Source organism: Mesorhizobium sp. M1328 (genome assembly GCF_040318075.1).
GTDB lineage: Bacteria > Pseudomonadota > Alphaproteobacteria > Rhizobiales > Rhizobiaceae > Mesorhizobium.
The window spans coordinates 13,696-34,361 of record NZ_JAMYLO010000013.1 but is presented as its reverse complement, the minus strand read 5'-3'; the positions used below and the strand labels follow the sequence as shown (position 1 = coordinate 34,361).

Here is a 20,666-nt window from a genome sequence, read left to right as displayed (position 1 = left end):
GCCGGGGTGGGATCGGTGCGGCCGGACGTGGCCAAATCTTTCTGGATGGTGGATCGGTGAGCTGGGCGGAGGCGACCCCACCCGGCCCTTCGGGCCACCCTCCCTCGAGGGGAGGGATCAGGCCGCTGCCTTCAGCGACGCCTTTTGCGCGGCAAAGGCCCAGTCGAGCCAAGGCAGCAGCGCTTCGAGGTCGGAAGTCTCGACTGTCGCCCCACACCAGATGCGCAGGCCGGGCGGTGCATCGCGGTAGGCGCCGATGTCATAGGCGACGCCTTCCTTGTCGAGCGCCGAGACAATTGCTTTGGCGAACGCAGCCTGTCCGTCGGCGTCGAGTGCAGCGACATCCGGATCGGTGAAGGAAAGGCAGACCGATGTGTTCGAACGCGTCGCCGGGTCGACGGCAAGATGGCCGAGCCAGGAAGATTTCCGGACAAAGCGATCGAGAACAGCGGCATTGGCATCCGCTCTGGTGACCAGCGCGTCGAGGCCGCCGATCGACTTCGCCCAACGCAGCGCGTCGAGATAGTCCTCGACGCACAGCATCGACGGGGTGTTGATGGTCTCGCCCTTGAAGATGCCTTCGATCAGCTTGCCGCCCGAAGTGAGGCGGAAGATCTTCGGCAGTGGCCAGGCCGGCTTGTAGCTTTCCAGACGCTCGACGGCGCGCGGGCTGAGGATCAGCATGCCGTGCGCGCCCTCACCGCCCAGCACCTTCTGCCAGGAGAAGGTGACGACGTCGAGTTTCTGAAAATCGAGCTTTTGCGCAAAAGCCGCCGAAGTGGCGTCGCAAATGGTCAGCCCCTTGCGGGTGGCCGGGATGAAATCGCCGTTCGGCACGCGCACGCCCGACGTCGTGCCGTTCCAGGTGAAGACCACGTCGCGGTCGAAGTCGATTTTGGTCAGGTCGGGCAGTGCGCCGTAGTCGGCCTCTAACCTGCGCACATCGGCGAGCCTCAGCTGCTTGACCACATCGGTGACCCAGCCGGAGCCGAAGCTCTCCCAGGCGACCATGTCGACGCCGCGTTCGCCGAGCAGCGACCACAGCGCCATTTCGACCGCACCGGTATCCGAGGCCGGCACGATGCCGATGCGGTAATCCGCCGGAACCTGGAGGATTTCCCGCGTCAGCTCGATCGCTTGTTCGAGCTTGGTCTTGCCGATCTTGGCACGGTGCGAGCGCCCGAGCGCGGCATTTTTGAGCGCCTCGACCGACCAGCCGGGGCGTTTTGCACAAGGACCTGAGGAAAAATTGGGATTTGCCGGACGGAGTCCGGGCTTCGTATGCGTCGTCATCGTGGTCTATCCTTCCAGATAGTGGCCCCTCGTTGGGGAGGGGTGGCCCACGGACGGCGATATGCGTTCAGGCTTTCGGCGTCAAGGGGAAAGTTTTTGTCGCTGTCGGGATATTGCCGGCGGCGAAACGCAAACGGCGGGCCTACGACCCGCCATTGTTAACGCCTCGGCTTCGATCGAGCCTACCAGAGATCGTAGCGCAGTCCGACTTTGACTTGATGATTGTTGATTCCTTTGCGGATCGGAAAAGAAGTCAGGCTCTCGGCAGTCACATATTCGGCGTCTGGCGCGGAAAAATACTGATAGCCCAGATCGACTGAGACATTCTTGGACACCTGGTAGGCAAAGCCGGCATTCAGCGTGTAGGCGAAGGAGTACTGGGTCTTGTTGTCATGCCGGACGAAATCGTCGGTGGGGTCGGCGTTGTCGGTGAAGTAGCTCGCCGAGAGGCGACGCTTGCTCTGCAGGATACCGATACCAGCGCCGAGATAGGGCGTGATTCCGACATACGTGCCAAGATCGACGTAGCCATTGAGTATGCCCGAGAAGGCATAGTTCTTCAGGGATGCTGATGCCACCGTCGCCGTTGCCGGTAGCACCACAATCCCTGTATCGTCGTAACCGATGTCGATCTTGTTGCCGGGCAGATAACCGACATTGAGATCGGCGCGCAGATAGTCGTTGAAATGGTAGCCGAAGCCAATGCTGGCGAAGATGGGATCTTCCTTTTCGTCGAAGCTCGCGGGCGTGAAGGCGAAATCCTCATCCTTGAAGCTCTTCTGCACCAGATAGGAGACATCGCCGCGCAGATACCATCCCGAGCCAACCTCGACCGGCACATAATCCGGCGCCTGGTCGACATAGACCGGCGGATCGTAATCGGCGCCAAGCGCCGGCGTCAGCGGCATCAGGACGACTGCTGCAAGCGCCAGTGCTACAGGCGATTTGAATGTCATGGTCCTCGGCTCCCGAACTTGGCGCATTCGCGATCGCGCGCCGTTTCAGGGAGCATTGTTAACCATAGTGGTTAAGTGCGGGTTAAGGATAACAAGGCGTTAGCAATTGATTTGATCCGTTTGCGCCCCTCGAGCTGGACGGTGTCACAGAGCGTCGCAGCATCTTCAGGCAGCCAAACGAAACCGCCCGGCATCAGCCGGGCGATCGACAAATTCCTCGATTTCGAAGCGCTTACTTGGTGTAGACCGGCTCCGGCTCCGGAACATAGGGTTCCGGTTCGACGCAGTCCGATCTGCCGAACTGATAGCGCAGGCCGCCGCGCACCTCATGAACATTGATGCCGTCGTCATAGCCGGGGCCGACGCCGCTGCCGAAGTCGAACATCTTCCCACCGTTTATATGGCTGTAGCGGTAGCCGACGTCGAGCTTGACGCGATCGGTCAAACAGTAGGATGCACCAACCATGGCAGCATAGGCAAAACGCCAGCCCTTGCCGCCGTGGTGGAAGAATTCACCGTCTTCATCACTGTTGTGGAGTGTATCCCACTTAACCCAGGCACCGCCGATGCCGGCACCGACATAGGGCGTGATACCGTGCCATGTGCCGATATCGACATAGGCGTTGGCGAGCAGCAGCAGCGCCGTATAGGACGAGGTGTCGACCGAAGTACAGGGATCTCCATCGAGACAGATGCCGCTGGTCGAGCCGCGGAAAGTGGATTTGCTCATCCAGTCCGCGGTCAAGTCGGTGCGGAAGTGCCGGTCGATTTGATAGCCGACGCCGGCACCGGCCGAGAAGGCACTCTTCAGCTTGCCGCTGTCAAAAGTACCTGTCCCGGGAGGCGGTCCGTAGGTGATGTAGTCGGCGCCGCGAAACTTCGACCAGTGATAGTCGATGTCGCCGCGGATATACCAGCCGCCATACTCGGCCGGCGGCTCGTAGACGACCGGTGGCGGTGCCTCCTCGACCACGGGCGGCTCGGCGAAATCGGCGGCGAATGCCGGTCCGGCGCCGGCAAACAGCGCGGCCAGGAGAGCCATTCTTGCTGTGTTGAACATGCTTATCACCCCTGAGAACCCTCGAACGGCGAACGCGCCCGAAATGTGATTGATCTCAGTTGTGGATAATGAATCGGAAAGGTTAAAAGGCGTTTAACCGTATCGATTAACCACGAATCTCTAAAGTCCAAGGAATCTGGCGACCGTTGCTGTAGCAGGACTGACAGGCGATCCAACAAAAAGCCCGCCGGAAAGGCGGGCTTTTTGAACTGACGTTGGAAGGAGATCAGGCGGCGCTGCGCGTTTCTGAAATGACCTCGACGATGTCGTTGACGACGGACTCGACAAGCTGCGGGTCATCGCCCTCCGCCATGACGCGGATGAGCGGCTCCGTGCCGGATGGCCGGATGACCAGGCGCCCGGCCTTGCCGAGGCGATTGCGCGCATCTTCGATCGCTGCCTTGACCGGCGCCTCTTCCAGAGGCTTGCCGCCGGAAATATGCACATTCTTCAAAAGCTGCGGCACCGGCTCGAATTTCTTCGACAATTCGCTGACCGGCCGGTTCTGCCGCTTGATGCAGGCGAGCACCTGGAGCGCCGAGACGAGGCCGTCGCCGGTGGTCGAGAAATCGGACAGTACGATGTGGCCCGACTGTTCGCCGCCGACATTGAGCCCATGGGCACGCATGTGCTCGACGACATAGCGGTCGCCGACCTTGGTGCGATGCAACTGCAGGTTCATGTCGCCGAGGAAGCGTTCGAGGCCGAGATTGGACATCACCGTCGAGACGACGCCGCCGCCGGCCAGCCGTCCGCTCTGGTGCCACGACTCGGCGATCAGCGCCATGATCTGGTCGCCATCGACGATCGCGCCGTTCTCGTCGACGATGACGACGCGGTCGGCATCGCCGTCGAGCGCAATGCCGATGTCGGCGCGCACCTCGTGCACCTTCTTTTGCAGGCCGGCCGGATGGGTCGAGCCGCATTCCTTGTTGATGTTGAAGCCGTTGGGCTCGACATTGATGGCAACGACCTCGGCGCCGAGTTCCCATAGCGCGTCAGGCGCCACCTTGTAGGCGGCGCCATTGGCGCAATCGACGACGATGCGCAGCCCCGACAGCGACATTGAGCGCGGCAGCGTGCGCTTGGCGAATTCGATATAGCGGTCATGCACGCCGTCGACGCGTTTGGCGCGGCCGAGCCCATCGGAATCGGCGAGCGCCAGTTCGATATCCTTGTCGAGCATCCCCTCGATACGCTCCTCGATCTCATCGGACAGCTTGTAGCCATCGGGGCCGAACAGCTTGATGCCGTTGTCGTAATAGGGGTTGTGCGAGGCAGAAATCATCACGCCGATATCGGCGCGCAGCGAGCGCACCAGCATGGCAACTGCGGGCGTCGGGATCGGGCCGAGCAGGAAGACATCCATGCCGGCGGCGCACAGGCCGGATACCATCGCGTTCTCGATCATGTAGCCGGAAAGCCTGGTATCCTTGCCGAGCACGACGCGGTGGCGGTGGCTGCCGCGCTGGAACGAGAGGCCGGCGGCCATGCCGACCCGCATGGCGACCTCCGCCGTCATTGGAAACTTGTTGGCGCGCCCACGAATGCCGTCCGTACCGAAATAATGTCCTGCCATGTTCGCCAGCTTCCCGATGGTTCTTTCCGAGCATCTCATGCCATAAAATGGCCCAAGCCCCGTCATCACATTGTATGATTATGGACGACCAATCCTTAGAAAATTGTTGTTTTGTGTGTTTTGCGTCACGCTAGTGTGTTGATTTTCAAGTTTCGAGCCCTTGTTGCGGCAGCAGCATCAGAAACGTCAACCTAAAACCTCATCTGGATCCTTTGGTTAGTGGCAGTGTGGCCTTGAACCCGAATCCGCATCGTGCTGCTCCAGACAGAGGTAGGCTCAGGTCCGCCGCACCCGCCGATTTGACTGGCTGTCATGCGACGCAGTGTCTTCGCTGGGAACCAGCCATATGCGCGCTCTCCGTGCAATGCACCCGGACGAACTTGGCTGGGAGACAGTCCCGGCAACGAATTCATCACCTTAAAGAAAAGAATGCACCTCTAAATTGTCTCTACGCTACTTAGCATCTGGCGCAACCAGCCGTTGAGCGCTATTGCTGCACTGGGACATATCATGAACCGCCATAGGGAGAAAACGCATGCTCATCCACCGACTTGCCACTTTGACGGGTCTTGCCGTCGCGACCTTATTCCTGGCGGCGCCTGCCAATGCGCTGACCATGGCCGAGTGCAGCACCAAGTATAACGCGGCCAAGGATGCGGGAACGCTTGGCGGGCAGAACTGGAACCAGTTCCGCAAGGCCCAATGCGGCACCGATGCCACCGCCGCTACGACCGATCCCGCCCCAGCCAAAGCCACGGCCAAGGCCGCCGACACCACCAAGGCAGCCGCCGGCGACGATGCGGCGCCTGGCCTGACGGCGAAGGAGTGCAGCACCAAATACCAGGCGGCAAAAGCCGCCGGCACGCTGAACGGCATGAAGTGGAACGATTTCCGCAAGACCGAATGCGCCGCCGGCGCCACTGCAGCCGCACAACCCGCCGCCGCGACCAAGGCTGCGGCAGCCGCCGCCGACGACGCTGCGCCTGGGCTGACGGCCAAGGAATGCAGCACCAAATACCAGGCCGCCAAGGCTGCCGGCACGCTCAACGGCATGAAATGGAACGATTTCCGCAAGAGTGAATGCGCCGCCGGTGCAACTGCAGCGGCACAACCTGCCGCGGCACCTGCCAAGGCGACGACAGCTGCCGCGACCGATACCGGCAAAGGCCTCAGCATGGCGGATTGCAGCGCCAAATATCAGGCTGCCAAGGCCGGCAACACGCTGAACGGCATGAAGTGGAACGACTTCCGCAAGAGCCAATGCGGCGCCGGCGCAGCCGACGACAACACCCTGCCGGCTCCCGATGCCAAGTACACCGGCGATCCGCAACCGCCGACCATCACCGCCCCCCAGGGCGTGAAATTCCCGACGGCGATCTCCAAGAAGTACGCAACCGAGACCCCGGCCAAGGGCCGCATGCACACCTGCCTCGACCTCTATTACGCCAACAAGGACGCCAACACGCTGGGCGGCCTCAGGTGGATCCAGAAAGGCGGCGGCTTCTACAGCCTCTGCAACGCCAAGCTGAAGAGCTGACCGCGGCATCATTCGACGATAGGAGCCCGCGAGCCGCAAGGTTCGCGGGCTTTTTTTTATTGCCGAACAAGTGCGAGGGCCTTCCGAGGTCGAACCAACTGTCAGGTCGCGTTCCTTCGCTCCCTCTGTCTCGCCGGCATCGATCTCGGCAACACCGGAACCCCTCACAGCCGGAAACAAAAAACCCGCCTCGGCGGGCGGGTCGGCGGCGCCAATTGACACCATAGCCAAATTAGTAGCACAGCTGCCGGCACAAAGCAAGAACAAAATGTGGCGCCGTCGGCAAAAATACGAACTTCATCCTCCAGCGCGCTTTGTCGATCTTCCCGAAATTGTCAACGAGGACGATAGAAGGCCCATTCCTTCGCGCCCCTCTCTGGGCGAACCACCTGGCATCTCCCCACGAGGGGCGGGCTATCGCGGGTTGGAAAGCCGAGGCTTTCACTCTACGATGGACCCCCACCCCTAACCCCTCCCCACAAGGGGGAGGGAGACTTCCGTTGGCGCTAACCTCGGGCAGATTGCCTGCCTTTCGGCGCCAAAGAGGAAGGAAAGGCGCGCGGCAGCATTCCCTCCCCCTTGTGGGGAGGTTTAGGGTGGGGGTCCATCTTCGCAACAATCCAAATGCGATTGTCGTGTCGCATTCCCCAAAAGAAAACGCCGCGGTTAGAGCCGCGGCGCTTCGAAGTCGATCTGTCCTGGGCCGGAGCCTAGCTTGACGGCTGGGGTTCCATGCCGCCTTCGGGCTCGGGGCCTTTCTTGCGGCGGCCGGACTTCGGCACGGCCGAGCCGCGGCTCGGCGGTGTGTCGTCGCCAAGGTCGCGTGCGGGCTTATTGCCGGCGATCAACTGCTTGATCTCCTCGCCGGACAGCGTCTCGTATTCGAGTAGGCCTTGCGCCAGCGCGATCCATTCCTTCTTTTTCTTGGTCAGGACGGACCTTGCCGTCGAATAGGCCTCGTCGATCAGCCGGCGCACTTCGGCGTCGATGATCTGCGCCGTCTCTTCCGAGATGTTCTGCGTGCGCGCCACCGAATGGCCGAGGAACACCTCCTCCTGGTTGTCGCCATAGGCGACATGGCCGAGCTTGTCGGAGAAGCCCCAGCGCGTCACCATGGCGCGCGCCAGCTTGGTCGCCTGCTCGATATCGGAGGAGGCGCCGGAGGTGATGTTCTCCTTGCCGAATTTGAACTCCTCGGCGACACGGCCGCCCATCATGATGGCGAGGCGCGAGATCATGTATTTGTAGCTCATCGAATAGCGGTCGCCTTCCGGCAGCTGCATGACCATGCCGAGTGCCCGGCCGCGCGGGATGATGGTCGCCTTGTGCAGCGGATCGGCCGACGGCACGTTGAGCGCCAGGATGGCGTGACCGGCCTCGTGATAGGCGGTCAGCTCCTTCTCGGCCTGCGTCATCGCCGACGAGCGGCGCTCGGCGCCCATCATGATCTTGTCCTTGGCGTCCTCGAATTCGGCCATGGTGACGAGGCGCTTGTTGCGCCGCGCCGCCATCAGTGCGGACTCGTTGACCAGGTTCATCAGGTCGGCGCCGGAAAAGCCCGGCGTGCCGCGCGCGATCACCTTGAGGTCGACATTGGGCGCCAGCGGCACGTTGCGCACATGCACTTTCAGGATCTTCTCGCGGCCGACGATGTCGGGGTTCGGCACCACCACCTGGCGGTCGAAGCGGCCCGGCCTCAGCAGCGCCGGATCGAGCACGTCGGGCCGGTTGGTAGCGGCGATCAGGATGATGCTTTCGTTGGATTCGAAGCCATCCATCTCGACCAGCAGCTGGTTCAGCGTCTGCTCGCGCTCGTCATTGCCGCCGCCGAGGCCGGCACCGCGATGGCGGCCGACCGCGTCGATTTCGTCGATGAAGATGATGCAAGGCGCGTTCTTCTTGGCCTGGTCGAACATGTCGCGAACGCGGCTTGCGCCGACGCCGACGAACATCTCGACAAAGTCCGAGCCCGAAATGGTGAAGAACGGCACGTTGGCTTCACCGGCGACCGAGCGGGCGAGCAGCGTCTTGCCGGTTCCGGGAGGACCGACGAGCAGCACGCCGCGCGGGATCTTGCCGCCGAGCCGCTGGAATTTCTGCGGGTCGCGCAGGAACTCGACGATCTCTTCCAGATCTTCCTTGGCTTCGTCGACGCCGGCGACGTCCTGGAAGGTGACGCGGCCGTGCGCTTCGGTCAAAAGCTTGGCCTTCGACTTGCCGAAGCCCATGGCGCGGCCGGAACCGGACTGCATCTGGCGCATGAAGAATATCCAGACGCCGAGGATGAGGATCATCGGCAGCCAGGAGATCAGGGTGCCGAACAGCGAATTGGAGCCGTCGGATTCAGGACGCGCATTGATGGTGACGTTCTTGTCTTGCAGCCGCGAAACCAGCGACGGGTCCCCAGGAGAATAGGTCTGGAAGCCGTTGGAACTGTCAGTGTAGTTGCCGGAGATACGAGCGCCGGCAATGGTCACCGACTTGATCCGTCCCGCCGCGACTTCCTGCAGGAACTGCGAATAGGGGACATCGCTCGAGGCTCCACGCGTCTGCGGCGTCTGGAAAAGATTGAAGAGAGCGATGAGCAGCACCGCTATGATCGCCCAGAGCGCGAGGTTGCGATAATTCGGATTCATCAATTGTCCCGTTGGCGCCGCTGGGCGGACACGCGTCGTGAGAGGAAACTTGGCCCTAACATAGGGAGAGCGTCTCCCCTTGCCAAGCATAACAGCAGGTCTCGGTTAAGCTTTCGCCCGTGGTAGGCCGGCACTGTGGCCGCCGAATGGCGAGGCTGGAACCGGCGCCGCGCCAAGCAAGGCGGCGACGGCATCGGCCGGCGCCAGATCGAAAGACGGCAGGAAACGGGCGAAGGGCGCGACTGCCGGATATGCGGCGACAGCCGCCGGCATCGGACCTTCGCCAGGCAAACCAAGGCATTCGCCATCCCGCCATAGCGCCGGCTCAGCGGCCAAGGCGGCACGTACAAGGCTTGCCGGCGTGCCACGCCCGGCAATTGCCCGCTTTGCGGCAAGAGCCGCCCCGAGCGGTGCCACCAACAGCGGTGCGATCAACAATGCACCTGAACTGTCGCCCAATGTGATCCGTCTGCGGCCGTCCCAAAGGGCATTGTCGGAAAGCGCAACAGTGGGCGGCAGATCGCGCAATTCGCGATGCAGAAAGGTACCGGTACGCCGGGCATCGATCACGGTCCGCGACAATGTGGCACAAAGCGGCCCGGTGCGGAGCCGGCCGAAAAGGGCTTCGCTGCGGGCCTGGTCGGGAAGGAAGGCGGTGCCGCCGATCGCCGCCAGCAGAATGCGCAGCGCATAAATGGCCGCCCGGCTGTCGCCTTCCATCGCAAAATCCCGATCGAGGCGGACGAGGCCGGCGGCCGGCCTGGAGGCCAAGCTGCGGATCAGCATGGCCGCGCGGTGTCCCAGCTGCTCACGCTCGACCGCCGCCTTTCTGGCCAGCGCCATCGTTTCAGCCATGCGAGGCGCATCGTCGCCTTCAACAAGTGCTGCGCGGACGCGCGGCCGCTCGAAAGCGGTGTCGGCATTGGTCGGATCTTCGATCCAGGCGACCTGTTCACGCCGCAGGAATTCGCGCAGCTCAGCACGCCTTATGCCGAGCAGCGGCCGCACGATCCAGTGCCGCCACTCGTAGAGGGTTGCCGGCGCCATGCCGGCAAGGCCCCGCCCTTCATCGCGCGGCCCGTCGTCGCCTCGCCCTTCTTCACTTGGCCCTCCATCACTTGCCCGCTCGTCACGTGCCCACTCGTCACGTGCCCACTCGTTACGCGCTTGCCGCATCAGCACGGTCTCGGCCTGGTCGTCGGCGGTGTGCCCCGTCAGGATCAGGCCGATGCCTGCCGCTTCGGCGGCCTCGGCGAGCAGCCGGTAGCGCGCCTCGCGCGCGGCGGCGGGCAGGCCGGTCGATGGTTTGTGCCCCGACCAGGCGAGGATGCGATGGGCAATGCCGCGTGCTGCGCACAGCCTGGCCACGGCTTGCGCTTCCGCTGCCGCTTGCGGTCGCAATTGGTGATCGATCGTCACCGCCAGCAATTTCGTTGCCGGCGCGGTACGGTCGAGATGGGCTTTGAGGAGGAGGAGAAGGGCGGTCGAGTCGCTGCCGCCGGACACGGCCGCAACAGCGCCGTTGGAAAAGTCGATCCGCGAAAAATCCGAAAGGTCAGGCTCGGTGTCGAGCGTCATGCATGTCGCCCAAAAGTGGGCCCGGTTTTGGGGCAACGACATGCAACGGAAAAACTAGCACGCCGCGAGCGCCCTTTCCTGCTTGACCCGCTCCTTGAGCGCGCCGGAAATATCGGGGTAGCGCTTGCCGATCTCGCTGAAGGTGGCACAGGCCACGTCGCGCTGTTTCAGCCCGACCAGTGAAACGCCGAGCTTCAACAGCATGTCGGGCGCCTTCTTGGCCTTGGGATAGTCCTTGCTGGCAGCGAGGAAAATCTCGGCCGCATCGCGGTATTTCTGCTGGCCGAGCAGCGATTCACCAAGCCAGTAATGCGCGTCCGCCGCCTTGGCGTCCCGGGGAAAACGAGCGATATGGTCGCGGAAACCCTGTTCGGCGGTGCTGTAGTCGCCCGACAGGATGAACTGGTAGGAGTTTCGGTAAAGCTCCTCCGGATCGTTGGTCGAGGGGAGTGCCGCGACCACCGTATCATCGGATTTACCGGCCTTGTTGCCGGCTGCGCTGGCGCCGTTGGCTGGGGCCGTATTCTGGTCCGGCGCGTTCGCCTGCGCATTGCCGCCGGCTTCGACGACATTGCCGTTTTTGTCGACGGTGATCGTGCCGAACGTCTTGGGCGGCGCGCCGGGGATCAGCTTGCCGGGATCGCCGCTCGGCGATTCGATGATGACGTCCTCGACGCTCTTGTCGCCGGCTGGCGGCGTGTCCGCAGCAGCCGGAGCCTGCGTTGCCGGCGCCTCTGCCACGTTGCTGTCGCTGTTGGGGCTGTCGCTGCTGGGTCCGGCCTCGGACTTCTTCTGCTCGGCCGGCTGCTGCGCGCCTTGACCGCCTTCCAGCTGCTGGAAGCGGAATTCGTTGTCTTCCTGCTGCTTGCGGATCTGCTCCTGCATCTGCAGGACCTGGAAATTGAGTTCCTCGATCTTGCCGTTCATCTGCCGGAGCTGTTCCTCCAGCGCCGGAGTGCCGGTGCCATCCTGTTGCGCGAATTGAACCTGATCCGGCTTTTTCTTTTCGCCGAAAATGCCGGGCAGTTTGATCGTCGGCAGATGGAAGGAAAAACCGCTTTCCGATGACTGCCCGGTGCCGCTTGCCCCGTCAGCAACTGCCGAGATACTTGATACGAGCAGCAGCGCAAGCGTGCCGCTCAAGACCGATCTGAAATGCATGTGCCTCTCGCCGTGAAACCATTGTTGCGCGCCTCTCACTCGAAGTAGACCAGCCAACTGGGGACTAGCCAGACGCTCTCGGCTCTTAACAGGACGTGAGACTTCGGCCAAATTTTGTTTGGAGCGAGCAGATATGAAAAAGGCGGCCCTTTGGCCGCCTTTCGCACCAAGTGTTGCATTAATGCCGATCAAGAACCGGCGCCGCCCAGCGTGGTTACGGCGCGGCGGTTCTGCGACCAGCAGGAGATGTCGTCGCAAACCGCGACCGGACGCTCCTTGCCGTAAGAAATGGTCTTCAGGCGCTGCGCCGAAACGCCCTTGGCGACCAGGAAGTCTCGGGTGGCAGCAGCACGGCGGGCGCCGAGCGCCAGATTGTATTCGCGCGTGCCGCGCTCGTCGGCATGGCCTTCGATGACGATGGCATACTGCTTGTACTGGTTCAGCCACTGCGCCTGGCGCGACAGCGTCGTCTGCGCATCGGCGCGGATCGAGGACGAATCGGTATCGAAGAAGATGCGGTCGCCGATGTTGACGGTAAAGTCCTGGGCCGACCCGGGCGTTGCCGCGCCAGCGCCGTTTAGGCCGAGATCGGCGGCGCTGTTCGGCGTCTTCTTCGAGGCGCAACCGGTGATCGCGAGCATCGCGACGAGCGCGATCATGACCGGGTTTGTGGTAAGTGCTGCGATACGGCCCATGCCGCCTCTCCTTCGCAATTCGAGTGATTTCATTGATCGTCCAGTAACCACGTTTGGGTTAACCGACGCTCAAGAAACACGGTTAAAATTTGGTTTCGGCTGCCGTCCGCAGCCTTCGTTGCAGGGGGCGCCCCGACGGGTCATCCAAGGCTACACAATGAGCGCGGACCGTAGGCGGAAATGCGGCCAAAACGCGACCATCGGGTGAAAACAAGGCCGGAAACGGCGCTTTTCGGCCACCGTTGCCGACGTGCAACTGGGAGCAAAGGATGCTCGAATTGAACATCCTTGCCCGGAACTATTCGAGCAGCGGCGACCAGGCCGGATCCGAGGCGAAGTTCGCCGTCGGGATCGACTGTTCGTTGCGGCCGGTGAGATCGACCGAAACAAGTTTTGGTCCGCCATTGGAATCGCGGAAGAACATCAGCACCCGGCCGTTGGGCGCCCAGGTCGGCCCCTCCTGCTGAAAGCCGGTGGACAGGATGCGCTCACCCGAACCGTCGGTGCGCATGACGCCGATCTGGAATTCGCCGCCGGTCTGCTTGGTGAAGGCGATGAGATCGCCGCGCGGCGACCACACCGGCGTCGAATAGACGCCGTCGCCGAACGAGATGCGGGTCTGGCCCGAGCCGTCGGCGCCCATTACATAGATCTGCGCGCGGCCGCCGCGATCCGAGGTGAACACCACCTTGCTGCCGTCAGGCGAGTAGGACGGTGAGGTGTCGATGGCGGTCGAATTGGTAAGCCTGGTCGTCGAGCGGCTTCTCAGGTCCATGGCGAAGATGTTGGAATTGCCGTCATCGCGCAGCAGGCTCATGATTACTTTCTGGCCGTCCGGCGAAAAGCGCGGCGCAAAGGTCATGCCGGGGAAATTGCCGACCAGCTCGCGCTGCCCCGTCTCGATCTGCAAAAGGTACACCCGCGGCTGACCGCTCTCATAGGACATGTAGGTGATTTCCTGCCGGTTCGGCGAGAAGCGCGGCGTCAGCACGATCGATTTGCCGTTCGAGAGATAGCGGACGTTGGCGCCGTCCTGGTCCATGATGGCAAGCCGCTTCTTGCGCGCATTCTTGGCACCGGACTCGTCGATGAAGACGACGCGCGTGTCGAAATAGCCCTTCTCGCCGGTCAGCCGCTCATAGATGGCGTCGGCGATGATATGGGCGACGCGCCTGGTATTGGCGTCGTTGGCGAAGAACTGTTCCCCCGACATCTGCTGGCCGGCAAAGGTGTCCCACAGCCGGTACTGGGCGCGGACACGGCCGTCAGCCTCCTTTCCGACACTGCCGGTGACCAGCGCCTGCGCATTGATCACCTTCCAGTCTTCGAAGCGCGGCGTGGCATCCGGGTTCGAGATCTTTTCAATGAAAGCGCTTTTGTCGATCGGCGCGAACAGGCCGGAGCGTTTCAGGTCGGCACTGACGATGCCGGAAATCTCGGCGCCGAGCGCATCGCCGCCCTGGAAGTCGGTGATGGCGATCGGCAACGGCTCGACATTGCCCTTGTTGACGTTGAGCTCAACGAGCGCCCGCGCCGGCAGGGTGGCGGCGGCAGTCATGCCCAGCGCCATCGCTACGATCATCAGGAGCGGCTTGAGGATGGATTTCATGTCTTCTCGCTTCTCTTCGCTGACTCTGTGGGCGCCGGGCCTAAAGGCCGAGCATCTCCCTGGGGTCGAAAGTGACCCGAACGTCGGACCAGATGTCTTGCTTGCCCGCGGGAACTTGCAAGCCGGCCACATCGCATTTCTGAACCGCGCGCACTGCACTTTCGTCAAACGGGCGGTTTCCGCTCGACTTTTCAACGCTCGGCCGGCCATCCAACTTGCCGGAGGCGTCCAGATTGAACCGGACCACGACGACGAAATTCTCCGAACCCTCGAGCCCTGCCGGAAGTGTCCAGCAACCACCAAGCTGGGCCTCCAATGCCCCCTGCTCCGATTTCGAAAGCTTCTGGCCCTGATCCTTCTCGCCGCCGAGCGATGCCTGCTGGGTCGAGCGCTTGGCGCCGCCCCCGGCCGGCTTCCGCTTGTCGAGCAGAGCCGAAATCTCGTCGGCGTTGAATTGCTTGTCGTCCGATTTCGGCTTGGAGGAGGCTTCCTTGACCGGCTTGTCGGCGTCCTTGCGCTCCGGTGCCTTGGCGCTTTCTGCCTGGACCGGCTGCGGCTTCGGCCGAGCCTCAGGTGCCGGGGCCGAGTCCGGAAGCTGCGCCTCCTCGGTTGGCGGTTGCTTGGCAATCGCCTCGGCGACGGCATCCGGCTTGACCTCGGGCTGCGGCTCGATCGCTGCAGTCTTGTCCTGCGGCGGCGTGGGCGTCGGCTCCTTGGCCAGCGTCGGCTTGGGCTCGGTCTGCTTGACAGGCTCGGGCTTGACCTCTTCCTTCGGCTGCGGCACCGGCGCTACCTCCGTAGCGGGAATAGGCTTCGGCTCTTCCTTCGGCTTCGGCACGTCCTCGGGCTTGGGCTTTTCGACCGGCGTCGGCGCGGGTGGCGGAGCCGCCGTCATATCGACCGGCTGGGGCTTGGGCTCCGGTGTCGGCGGCTTGTCGGTGTCGACGCTGTTATCGCCGATTTTCTGGGCGTCTGGAACGATGTCGGGACGCTGCGTCGGTAGCGGCGCCGGCTTGTCGTGCATCACAGCCTTCTTGTCGCCTTGCAGGACCTGTGCCGTCGCTTCCATCGGCACGATCTCGACCGACACCGATTCCGCATCGGACGCAGGCATCGCGGGCGGCGAGGACAACGTGAACAGCCCGAAGGCAATCGCCACCGTATGCAAGATCACCGATGTGGTGAGACCGGTCCTCATCTTGCGTCTATTGATCCTGTTCCTGCAGTGAAACCAGGCCGATATTCTTGTAGCCGGCGGCCGAGATACGAGCCATCACCTTCATGGCCATGCCGTAGTCGGTAGATTTGTCACCTCTGATGAAAATGCGCTCGTCATAGCCGGTCTTCGAGATCGCCTGCAGCTTTGCCACCAGCTCCTCGATCGGGATCTCGGTTTCCTGGAGGTAGATCTGACCGGCCGAGTTGATGGACACGGTTATAGGCTGCGTATCGGCGTTCATCGCTTTGGCCTGGGTATCCGGCAGGTCGATCGGCACGCCGACCGTCAGCAACGGCGCCGCGACCATGAAGATGATCAGCAGCACCAGCATGACGTCGACCATCGGCGTGACGTTGATCTCCGATATCAAGGCGTGATGGCGGCCGCGCCGCCTGTGGCCGCGCCCGCCGCGTCCTCCGCCACCTGCGCTTACGGACATTCCCATGATCGTTCCTCAGGCCTTCTGCGCGACTTTTTCATCGATTTGGCGCGAGAGTATGGCGGAGAACTCATCCGCGAACCCTTCCATGCGCACCGCGATCTTGCTCGCGTCCGACGACAGCTTGTTATAGGCGATGACGGCCGGGATGGCGGCGAGCAGGCCGATGGCCGTCGCCAGCAGCGCTTCGGCGATGCCGGGCGCGACCACCGACAGGCTGGTATTCTTCGAGGCGGCGATCGCCTGGAACGAGGTCATGATGCCGATCACGGTGCCGAACAGGCCGATGAACGGCGCCGCCGAGCCGGTGGTGGCGAGGAAGCCGAGCCGCCCTTCAAGCTTTTCCATCTCGCGGGTCAACGCCAGATCCATCGCCTTGTCGATGCGGGTCTGCAGGCCGAGCGGCGATTTCGCGCCCTTCTCGAAGCTCTTCTTCCATTCGCGCATGGCGGCGACGAAGATCGCGCTCATGCCGGTCGTCTTGCGGTCGGCGAGCGTGCGGTAAAGTTCTTCCAGCGACTGTCCCGACCAGAACACCTGTTCGAAGCGATTGAGCGCCAGCCGCATGCGGGCATAGGCGACGAGCTTGTCGACGATGATCGCCCAGGTCCAGATCGAGGCGCAGAGCAGCCCTATCATGACCAGCTTGACCACCCAACCGGCCTGCATGAACAAGGCCCAAATCGATAAATGCGCGCCCGGGTCGGCGAGAGCGATGTTTTCCATGTTACGTCCTTAAAGATTTTCCGGGCGTGGCTGGCGGCTGGCCCATGGGCATCCCTTGTGATCCGTTCGCGTTAGGCTGGCGGAATAACCCCAAATGCACCGTTGGCGGCCTTTTCGGGGCAAATATTGGTGAAAGGAAGGCGCTTGGATTCTCCCAATCTTAACCAATCCCTTCATGGACCGTTATGGTTAAGGATGGGTTAGGACGTACAGCGCGGCGCATTGCCGCGCCCCGACGAGCCGCCCGGCGATCCTGGCCCCGACCGGGAGCTCGGGATCGTTGCCTCTGAACCTTTATTTGCGCGTTCTGGGCATGAAGGCTGCCACCCAATCCTTGGGAAAGCGCCGCGGCCGGCCGTTCTCGCCAACGATCGCCGCTTCGACCCGCGCCTCGACCAGCACCTCGCTGCCGCGTTTCAACTGCTGCGCCATGACGATGCGCGCACCGGAAATCTCGTCGGTGCGCGTATCGATGGTCAGGATGTCGTCCATGCGGGCCGAACCGCGGAAGTCGATCTCCATGCGCCGCACCACCCAGACTATTCTCTCGCCATGCTTGCCGTCGGCAAGCTCGGTGTGGTGGACGCCGGCCAGCCGCAGATAGTCGGAACGGCCGCGCTCGAAGAATTCGAGATAGCGCGCGTGGTAGACGACGCCGGAAAAATCGGTGTCTGCATAATAGACCCGCGCCATCAATCGATGGCCGAATTCCGTCAGCGCGCCGGAAAGCCCGGCGGACAAGGCCGATTCACCATGATCGTCCATTGCTGTCCTTTTGGCCCGACGGGCCCTGTTTTAAGCAACACCTGTTTTGCGCATAGACCGGCGATGATCAAGACCTGGAGGGCGGGGCCGGGAACTGCCAGCACCGAAGCCATAAGCAGCGGAACTTACGGCTCTTCCTGGAACAGGCTGATCTGCTGCTGCGCCAGGTCCTTCGGCGCGTCGAGGCCGAGATGCCGCCAGGCATTGGCCGCCAGCACGCGGCCGCGCGGGGTGCGCATGATGAAGCCTTGCTGGATCAGAAAGGGCTCGATGATGTCCTCGATGGCATCGCGTGGTTCGGAAAGCCCGGCGGCGATGGTTTCGATGCCGACCGGCCCGCCGCCGAAATTCCGGGCGATCATCGACAGATAGCGGCGGTCGAGTGCGTCGAGGCCGAGCCCGTCGACCTCGAGCCGCGTCAGCGCCTCGTCGGCGATCTTGCGGTCGACATGGCCGTCGCCGGCAACGCTGGCAAAGTCGCGCACCCGGCGCAACAGCCGGCCGGCGATGCGCGGCGTGCCGCGCGCCCGCCGGGCGATCTCCAAAGCACCGTCGTCGCCGAGCGGCATGGCAAGGATGCGGGCGCCGCGCCGCACGATCTGTTCCAATTCCTCGACCGAGTAGAAATTGAGCCTGACCGGGATGCCGAAGCGGTCGCGCAGCGGGTTGGTCAACAGGCCGAGCCGGGTGGTGGCGGCGACGAGGGTGAAGCGGGCCAGGTCGATCTTGACCGAACGCGCCGCCGGCCCCTCGCCGATGATCAGGTCGAGCTGGAAATCCTCCATCGCCGGATAGAGGATTTCCTCGACCGCCGGGTTGAGCCGGTGGATCTCGTCGATGAACAGCACGTCGCGGTCTTCGAGGTTGGTGAGCAGCGCTGCGAGATCGCCGGCCTTGGCGATGACCGGGCCCGAGGTCGAGCGGAAATTGACGCCGAGCTCGCGCGCCATGATTTGCGCCAGCGTCGTCTTGCCGAGGCCGGGCGGGCCAACGAACAGCACATGGTCGAGCGCTTCGCTGCGCCCCTTGGCGGCTTCGATGAACACTTTGAGATTGGCCCGCACCGCCGCCTGGCCGACGAAGTCGCCGAGCGTCTGCGGCCGCAAGGTCTGCTCGGCGTCCTCGCCGCGTTTGTCGGGAGCAATGAGGCGTGGCGAAAGACTCATGCGCATACCGCTCGAAGGAAAAAGTTCGTATCGACACGGATCAAGGTCACACGGCACCCTCTCGTTCGGCGTCTTGCTGCTCGCCAACAACATGGCGGCCTACTGCATCTCTTACCACCGCGTCGATCTGTTCCAGCGTAACGGGCCCGTCAGGTGGATCACCTAGAAATCCAGCGAGGTCGGCAAATTCGAGATTGCGCGGCGTTCCTATCAGGAGACCATCCACGACCGTCCAGGCAATAATATCGCCTGACTTGAGCGACAACTCGTACCGGACTTTCTTTGGAATCGTAAGCTGCCCCCTGGAGGTCAAGCCCGCATATCCGACCATGCTCTTGTTCCTAGTCGGAATTTATTTGTCGGGCAACGTCTCACCGTGCCAGCTCCTTCAGCCCGAAGCGGATCAGCTTCGATGCGTCCGCCTCCTCGCCTGCCGTCTTCAGCGCCGCCGCCACCGCATTGGCGGCGGTGTCGCGCGAATAGCCGAGATTGACCAGCGCCGAGACGGCATCGGTGATCGGCGCCGAGGCAACGCCTTCGCCGAGCTCCTGCTTCAGGCCGATGGTGCCCGAGGCAGTGCCCGCATAGGCCGGCGCCTTGTTCTTCAGCTCGGTGACGATGCGCTCGGCCACCTTCTTGCCGACGCCGGGCGCGCGGCTGACCATGGCGATGTCGCGCAGCGCAATCGCATTGGCGAGATCGGCCGGCGCCAGCGTCGACAGGATAGCCAGCGCCACCTTGGCGCCGACGCCTTGCACATTGTTCATCAACAGCCGGAACCACTCGCGCTCCAGCACCGACTGGAACCCATAGAGCCGCAGCATATCCTCGCGCACATAGGTCTCGATGAACAACACCACCGCCTCGCCGGGCGGCGGCAATGCGGCAAGCGTGCGCGCCGAGCAATAGGCGACGTAGCCGACGCCATGCACGTCGACGATGCAGAAATCCTCGTCGATCTCGTCCAGCGTGCCTTTTAGCTTGCCGATCATTTGAGCTTGCCGATCATGCCGGGTGGGTTTCCGGAGAGATGATATCGAGGTCCGGGAAGTAGCTGCGATAGCGCGCGGCATCGCGCGTCAGTAGCCGATGTCCCGCAATGACTGCGTGGGCGCCGATAAAGAAATCCGGCAAGGTTCGTTCGCGAATGCCGCCGGCGCGGCGATAGCGCGAGTGCGTGACACCAGCGAGGAAGGCTGCTTCCCACGGCAGGAATTCACGCTCGATCTTGAGCATGTCGGCTGCTTGGCGAAGGGCCTGCTCCGTTGCAATCAGCGGCGCGAGTTCGGACCAGACGATTGTGTTGATGACAAGCGCGCCGTCGCGCCGGCATGCGGTGATTGCCGACGCCGACCACTTCTTCTCCCGTCCGGCAGGACCCCAAACGTCGATCAGGACATCTGTGTCAATCAATGTCGAGGTCTTCACGTGGGCCCCTCAGCCATTCCATATATTCGTCCGTCGTCATGCCCCCCAGATCCAGCGTACCGGCCATACGGCCGAGCATCTGGCTGAATCTGCGCGCGGCTTCCTCCTCCGACATGTTTTCGTCGACGGCTATGACACGAGCCCCGTCCTCGGTGGGGACGAACTCCACCTCCGAGCCCGGGCCGATACCCAGATGATCCCGTATTTGCTTCGGGATGGTCACTTGGCCCTTAGTGGTAACGCGCATGGTAATACCTCGTCGGTATTACTTATTATCAGCCGGAGAACAAGTCAAGAACAAACTTATCCGGCCAGCGCCGCCATCCTGTAGGCGATGCTCTGCCGGTGATGCGCGTGACAGATGGCGATAGCCAGCGCGTCGGCGGCGTCATCGCTGTCGAAAGTCGCCTTCGGCATCAGCACCTTGACCATCATGTGGATCTGCTTCTTGTCGCCATGGCCGACGCCGATCACCGCCTTTTTGACGGCGTTTGGCGCATATTCGGCAACGACAAGGCCGGCACGCGCCGGCACCAGCATGGCGATGCCGCGTGCCTGGCCGAGTTTCAGCGTCGCAGCGGCGTCCTTGTTGACGAAAGTTTGCTCGACCGCCGCCTCGTGCGGCATCGCGGCATGCAGGATCTCGGCGAGCCCGTCATGCAACTGGCAAAGACGCACCGCCAGCGCGGCCTTGTCATCGGACCGTACCGTGCCGGAGGCGACGAAGCGCAGCGAATTGCCGAGGCTCTCGACGATGCCCCAGCCGGTGCGCCTCAGCCCCGGATCGATGCCGATGATGCGAATCGCTTCCCCCATCCG

Annotated in this window: 20 protein-coding genes; 1 reads left to right on the top strand and 19 read right to left on the bottom strand. The window is 62.8% G+C overall.

Translation table 11 applies throughout. From position 1 onward, the window contains the following. Window positions 1-117: 117 nt before the first annotated feature. From NKH23_RS21500 to glmM, 4 genes are all read right to left on the bottom strand, one after another. A complete protein-coding gene (locus tag NKH23_RS21500; RefSeq protein ID WP_352909927.1) occupies window positions 118-1,293 on the bottom strand; it encodes a phosphoserine transaminase in 1,176 nt (391 codons plus the stop codon). 182 nt (window positions 1,294-1,475) lie between these two features. Further along, on the bottom strand, window positions 1,476-2,249 hold the full coding sequence (locus NKH23_RS21495) for an outer membrane protein (RefSeq protein ID WP_352979193.1): 774 nt from the start codon (window positions 2,247-2,249) through the stop codon (window positions 1,476-1,478). 232 nt (window positions 2,250-2,481) lie between these two features. After that, a complete protein-coding gene (locus NKH23_RS21490; protein WP_352909924.1) occupies window positions 2,482-3,309 on the bottom strand; it encodes an outer membrane protein in 828 nt (275 codons plus the stop codon). Between the two features lie 226 nt (window positions 3,310-3,535). Then, window positions 3,536-4,888, bottom strand: a complete 1,353-nt coding sequence (gene glmM / locus NKH23_RS21485; RefSeq protein WP_292664754.1) for a phosphoglucosamine mutase — start codon at window positions 4,886-4,888, stop codon at window positions 3,536-3,538. 874 nt (window positions 4,889-5,762) lie between these two features. On the opposite strand from glmM, the gene NKH23_RS21480 reads away from it, so the two are divergent. Further along, window positions 5,763-6,425: a hypothetical protein gene (locus NKH23_RS21480; protein ID WP_502908375.1), complete on the top strand. Its 663-nt coding sequence runs from the start codon at window positions 5,763-5,765 to the stop codon at window positions 6,423-6,425. Window positions 6,426-7,135: 710 nt separating this feature from the next. Here NKH23_RS21480 and ftsH read toward each other — a convergent pair. From ftsH to ruvC, 15 genes are all read right to left on the bottom strand, one after another. Then, window positions 7,136-9,061: an ATP-dependent zinc metalloprotease FtsH gene (gene ftsH, locus NKH23_RS21475; protein WP_352517047.1), complete on the bottom strand. Its 1,926-nt coding sequence runs from the start codon at window positions 9,059-9,061 to the stop codon at window positions 7,136-7,138. 105 nt (window positions 9,062-9,166) lie between these two features. Further along, a complete protein-coding gene (gene tilS, locus NKH23_RS21470) occupies window positions 9,167-10,639 on the bottom strand; it encodes a tRNA lysidine(34) synthetase TilS (protein ID WP_352909919.1) in 1,473 nt (490 codons plus the stop codon). Window positions 10,640-10,693: 54 nt separating this feature from the next. Continuing rightward, entirely contained in the window at window positions 10,694-11,800 is a 1,107-nt protein-coding gene (gene ybgF, locus NKH23_RS21465; RefSeq protein WP_352909917.1) for a tol-pal system protein YbgF, read from the bottom strand. A gap of 188 nt (window positions 11,801-11,988) precedes the next feature. Next, complete coding sequence (gene pal, locus NKH23_RS21460) at window positions 11,989-12,495, bottom strand: peptidoglycan-associated lipoprotein Pal (protein WP_023677992.1); 507 nt, start codon at window positions 12,493-12,495, stop codon at window positions 11,989-11,991. Between the two features lie 298 nt (window positions 12,496-12,793). Continuing rightward, on the bottom strand, window positions 12,794-14,077 hold the full coding sequence (gene tolB / locus NKH23_RS21455; protein ID WP_502895839.1) for a Tol-Pal system beta propeller repeat protein TolB: 1,284 nt from the start codon (window positions 14,075-14,077) through the stop codon (window positions 12,794-12,796). A gap of 67 nt (window positions 14,078-14,144) precedes the next feature. Then, window positions 14,145-15,302 carry a cell envelope integrity protein TolA gene (gene tolA, locus NKH23_RS21450; RefSeq protein ID WP_352909914.1) on the bottom strand — a complete coding sequence of 386 codons (1,158 nt, stop codon included), beginning with the start codon at window positions 15,300-15,302 and terminating at the stop codon, window positions 14,145-14,147. A gap of 7 nt (window positions 15,303-15,309) precedes the next feature. Continuing rightward, window positions 15,310-15,768, bottom strand: coding sequence for a protein TolR (gene tolR, locus NKH23_RS21445; RefSeq protein WP_352909911.1), 459 nt, complete (start codon window positions 15,766-15,768; stop codon window positions 15,310-15,312). 9 nt (window positions 15,769-15,777) lie between these two features. After that, window positions 15,778-16,488 carry a protein TolQ gene (tolQ, locus tag NKH23_RS21440; protein ID WP_352489260.1) on the bottom strand — a complete coding sequence of 237 codons (711 nt, stop codon included), beginning with the start codon at window positions 16,486-16,488 and terminating at the stop codon, window positions 15,778-15,780. Between the two features lie 294 nt (window positions 16,489-16,782). After that, on the bottom strand, window positions 16,783-17,253 hold the full coding sequence (gene ybgC / locus NKH23_RS21435; RefSeq protein WP_352909908.1) for a tol-pal system-associated acyl-CoA thioesterase: 471 nt from the start codon (window positions 17,251-17,253) through the stop codon (window positions 16,783-16,785). 125 nt (window positions 17,254-17,378) lie between these two features. Next, window positions 17,379-18,419, bottom strand: coding sequence for a Holliday junction branch migration DNA helicase RuvB (ruvB, locus tag NKH23_RS21430; protein WP_023719611.1), 1,041 nt, complete (start codon window positions 18,417-18,419; stop codon window positions 17,379-17,381). A gap of 46 nt (window positions 18,420-18,465) precedes the next feature. Continuing rightward, window positions 18,466-18,750 carry an AbrB/MazE/SpoVT family DNA-binding domain-containing protein gene (locus NKH23_RS21425; protein ID WP_352909906.1) on the bottom strand — a complete coding sequence of 95 codons (285 nt, stop codon included), beginning with the start codon at window positions 18,748-18,750 and terminating at the stop codon, window positions 18,466-18,468. Between the two features lie 40 nt (window positions 18,751-18,790). After that, entirely contained in the window at window positions 18,791-19,411 is a 621-nt protein-coding gene (gene ruvA / locus NKH23_RS21420; RefSeq protein ID WP_352522865.1) for a Holliday junction branch migration protein RuvA, read from the bottom strand. A gap of 13 nt (window positions 19,412-19,424) precedes the next feature. Further along, window positions 19,425-19,847: a type II toxin-antitoxin system VapC family toxin gene (locus NKH23_RS21415; protein WP_352909905.1), complete on the bottom strand. Its 423-nt coding sequence runs from the start codon at window positions 19,845-19,847 to the stop codon at window positions 19,425-19,427. Then, entirely contained in the window at window positions 19,825-20,094 is a 270-nt protein-coding gene (locus tag NKH23_RS21410; protein ID WP_353035302.1) for an AbrB/MazE/SpoVT family DNA-binding domain-containing protein, read from the bottom strand. Before NKH23_RS21410 ends, NKH23_RS21415 begins: the two co-directional genes overlap by 23 nt. A gap of 56 nt (window positions 20,095-20,150) precedes the next feature. After that, a complete protein-coding gene (gene ruvC / locus NKH23_RS21405) occupies window positions 20,151-20,663 on the bottom strand; it encodes a crossover junction endodeoxyribonuclease RuvC (RefSeq protein WP_023678004.1) in 513 nt (170 codons plus the stop codon). Between the last annotated feature and the right edge of the window lie 3 nt (window positions 20,664-20,666).

Bases quoted from the DNA above. Each gene is read 5' to 3' on its own strand.
- NKH23_RS21490 (WP_352909924.1), bottom strand. From the start codon at position 3,309: ATGTTCAACACAGCAAGAATGGCTCTCCTGGCCGCGCTGTTTGCCGGC.
- ruvA (WP_352522865.1), bottom strand. From the start codon at position 19,411: ATGATCGGCAAGCTAAAAGGCACGCTGGACGAGATCGACGAGGATTTC.
- tolQ (WP_352489260.1), bottom strand. From the start codon at position 16,488: ATGGAAAACATCGCTCTCGCCGACCCGGGCGCGCATTTATCGATTTGG.
- ybgC (WP_352909908.1), bottom strand. From the start codon at position 17,253: ATGGACGATCATGGTGAATCGGCCTTGTCCGCCGGGCTTTCCGGCGCG.
- glmM (WP_292664754.1), bottom strand. From the start codon at position 4,888: ATGGCAGGACATTATTTCGGTACGGACGGCATTCGTGGGCGCGCCAAC.
- pal (WP_023677992.1), bottom strand. From the start codon at position 12,495: ATGGGCCGTATCGCAGCACTTACCACAAACCCGGTCATGATCGCGCTC.
- NKH23_RS21500 (WP_352909927.1), bottom strand. From the start codon at position 1,293: ATGACGACGCATACGAAGCCCGGACTCCGTCCGGCAAATCCCAATTTT.
- tolA (WP_352909914.1), bottom strand. From the start codon at position 15,302: ATGAGGACCGGTCTCACCACATCGGTGATCTTGCATACGGTGGCGATT.
- ftsH (WP_352517047.1), bottom strand. From the start codon at position 9,061: ATGAATCCGAATTATCGCAACCTCGCGCTCTGGGCGATCATAGCGGTG.
- NKH23_RS21480 (WP_502908375.1), top strand. From the start codon at position 5,763: ATGAAGTGGAACGATTTCCGCAAGACCGAATGCGCCGCCGGCGCCACT.
- NKH23_RS21495 (WP_352979193.1), bottom strand. From the start codon at position 2,249: ATGACATTCAAATCGCCTGTAGCACTGGCGCTTGCAGCAGTCGTCCTG.
- NKH23_RS21425 (WP_352909906.1), bottom strand. From the start codon at position 18,750: ATGGTCGGATATGCGGGCTTGACCTCCAGGGGGCAGCTTACGATTCCA.
- tolB (WP_502895839.1), bottom strand. From the start codon at position 14,077: ATGATCGTAGCGATGGCGCTGGGCATGACTGCCGCCGCCACCCTGCCG.
- tolR (WP_352909911.1), bottom strand. From the start codon at position 15,768: ATGGGAATGTCCGTAAGCGCAGGTGGCGGAGGACGCGGCGGGCGCGGC.
- tilS (WP_352909919.1), bottom strand. From the start codon at position 10,639: ATGACGCTCGACACCGAGCCTGACCTTTCGGATTTTTCGCGGATCGAC.
- ruvB (WP_023719611.1), bottom strand. From the start codon at position 18,419: ATGAGTCTTTCGCCACGCCTCATTGCTCCCGACAAACGCGGCGAGGAC.
- ruvC (WP_023678004.1), bottom strand. From the start codon at position 20,663: ATGGGGGAAGCGATTCGCATCATCGGCATCGATCCGGGGCTGAGGCGC.
- NKH23_RS21410 (WP_353035302.1), bottom strand. From the start codon at position 20,094: ATGCGCGTTACCACTAAGGGCCAAGTGACCATCCCGAAGCAAATACGG.
- ybgF (WP_352909917.1), bottom strand. From the start codon at position 11,800: ATGCATTTCAGATCGGTCTTGAGCGGCACGCTTGCGCTGCTGCTCGTA.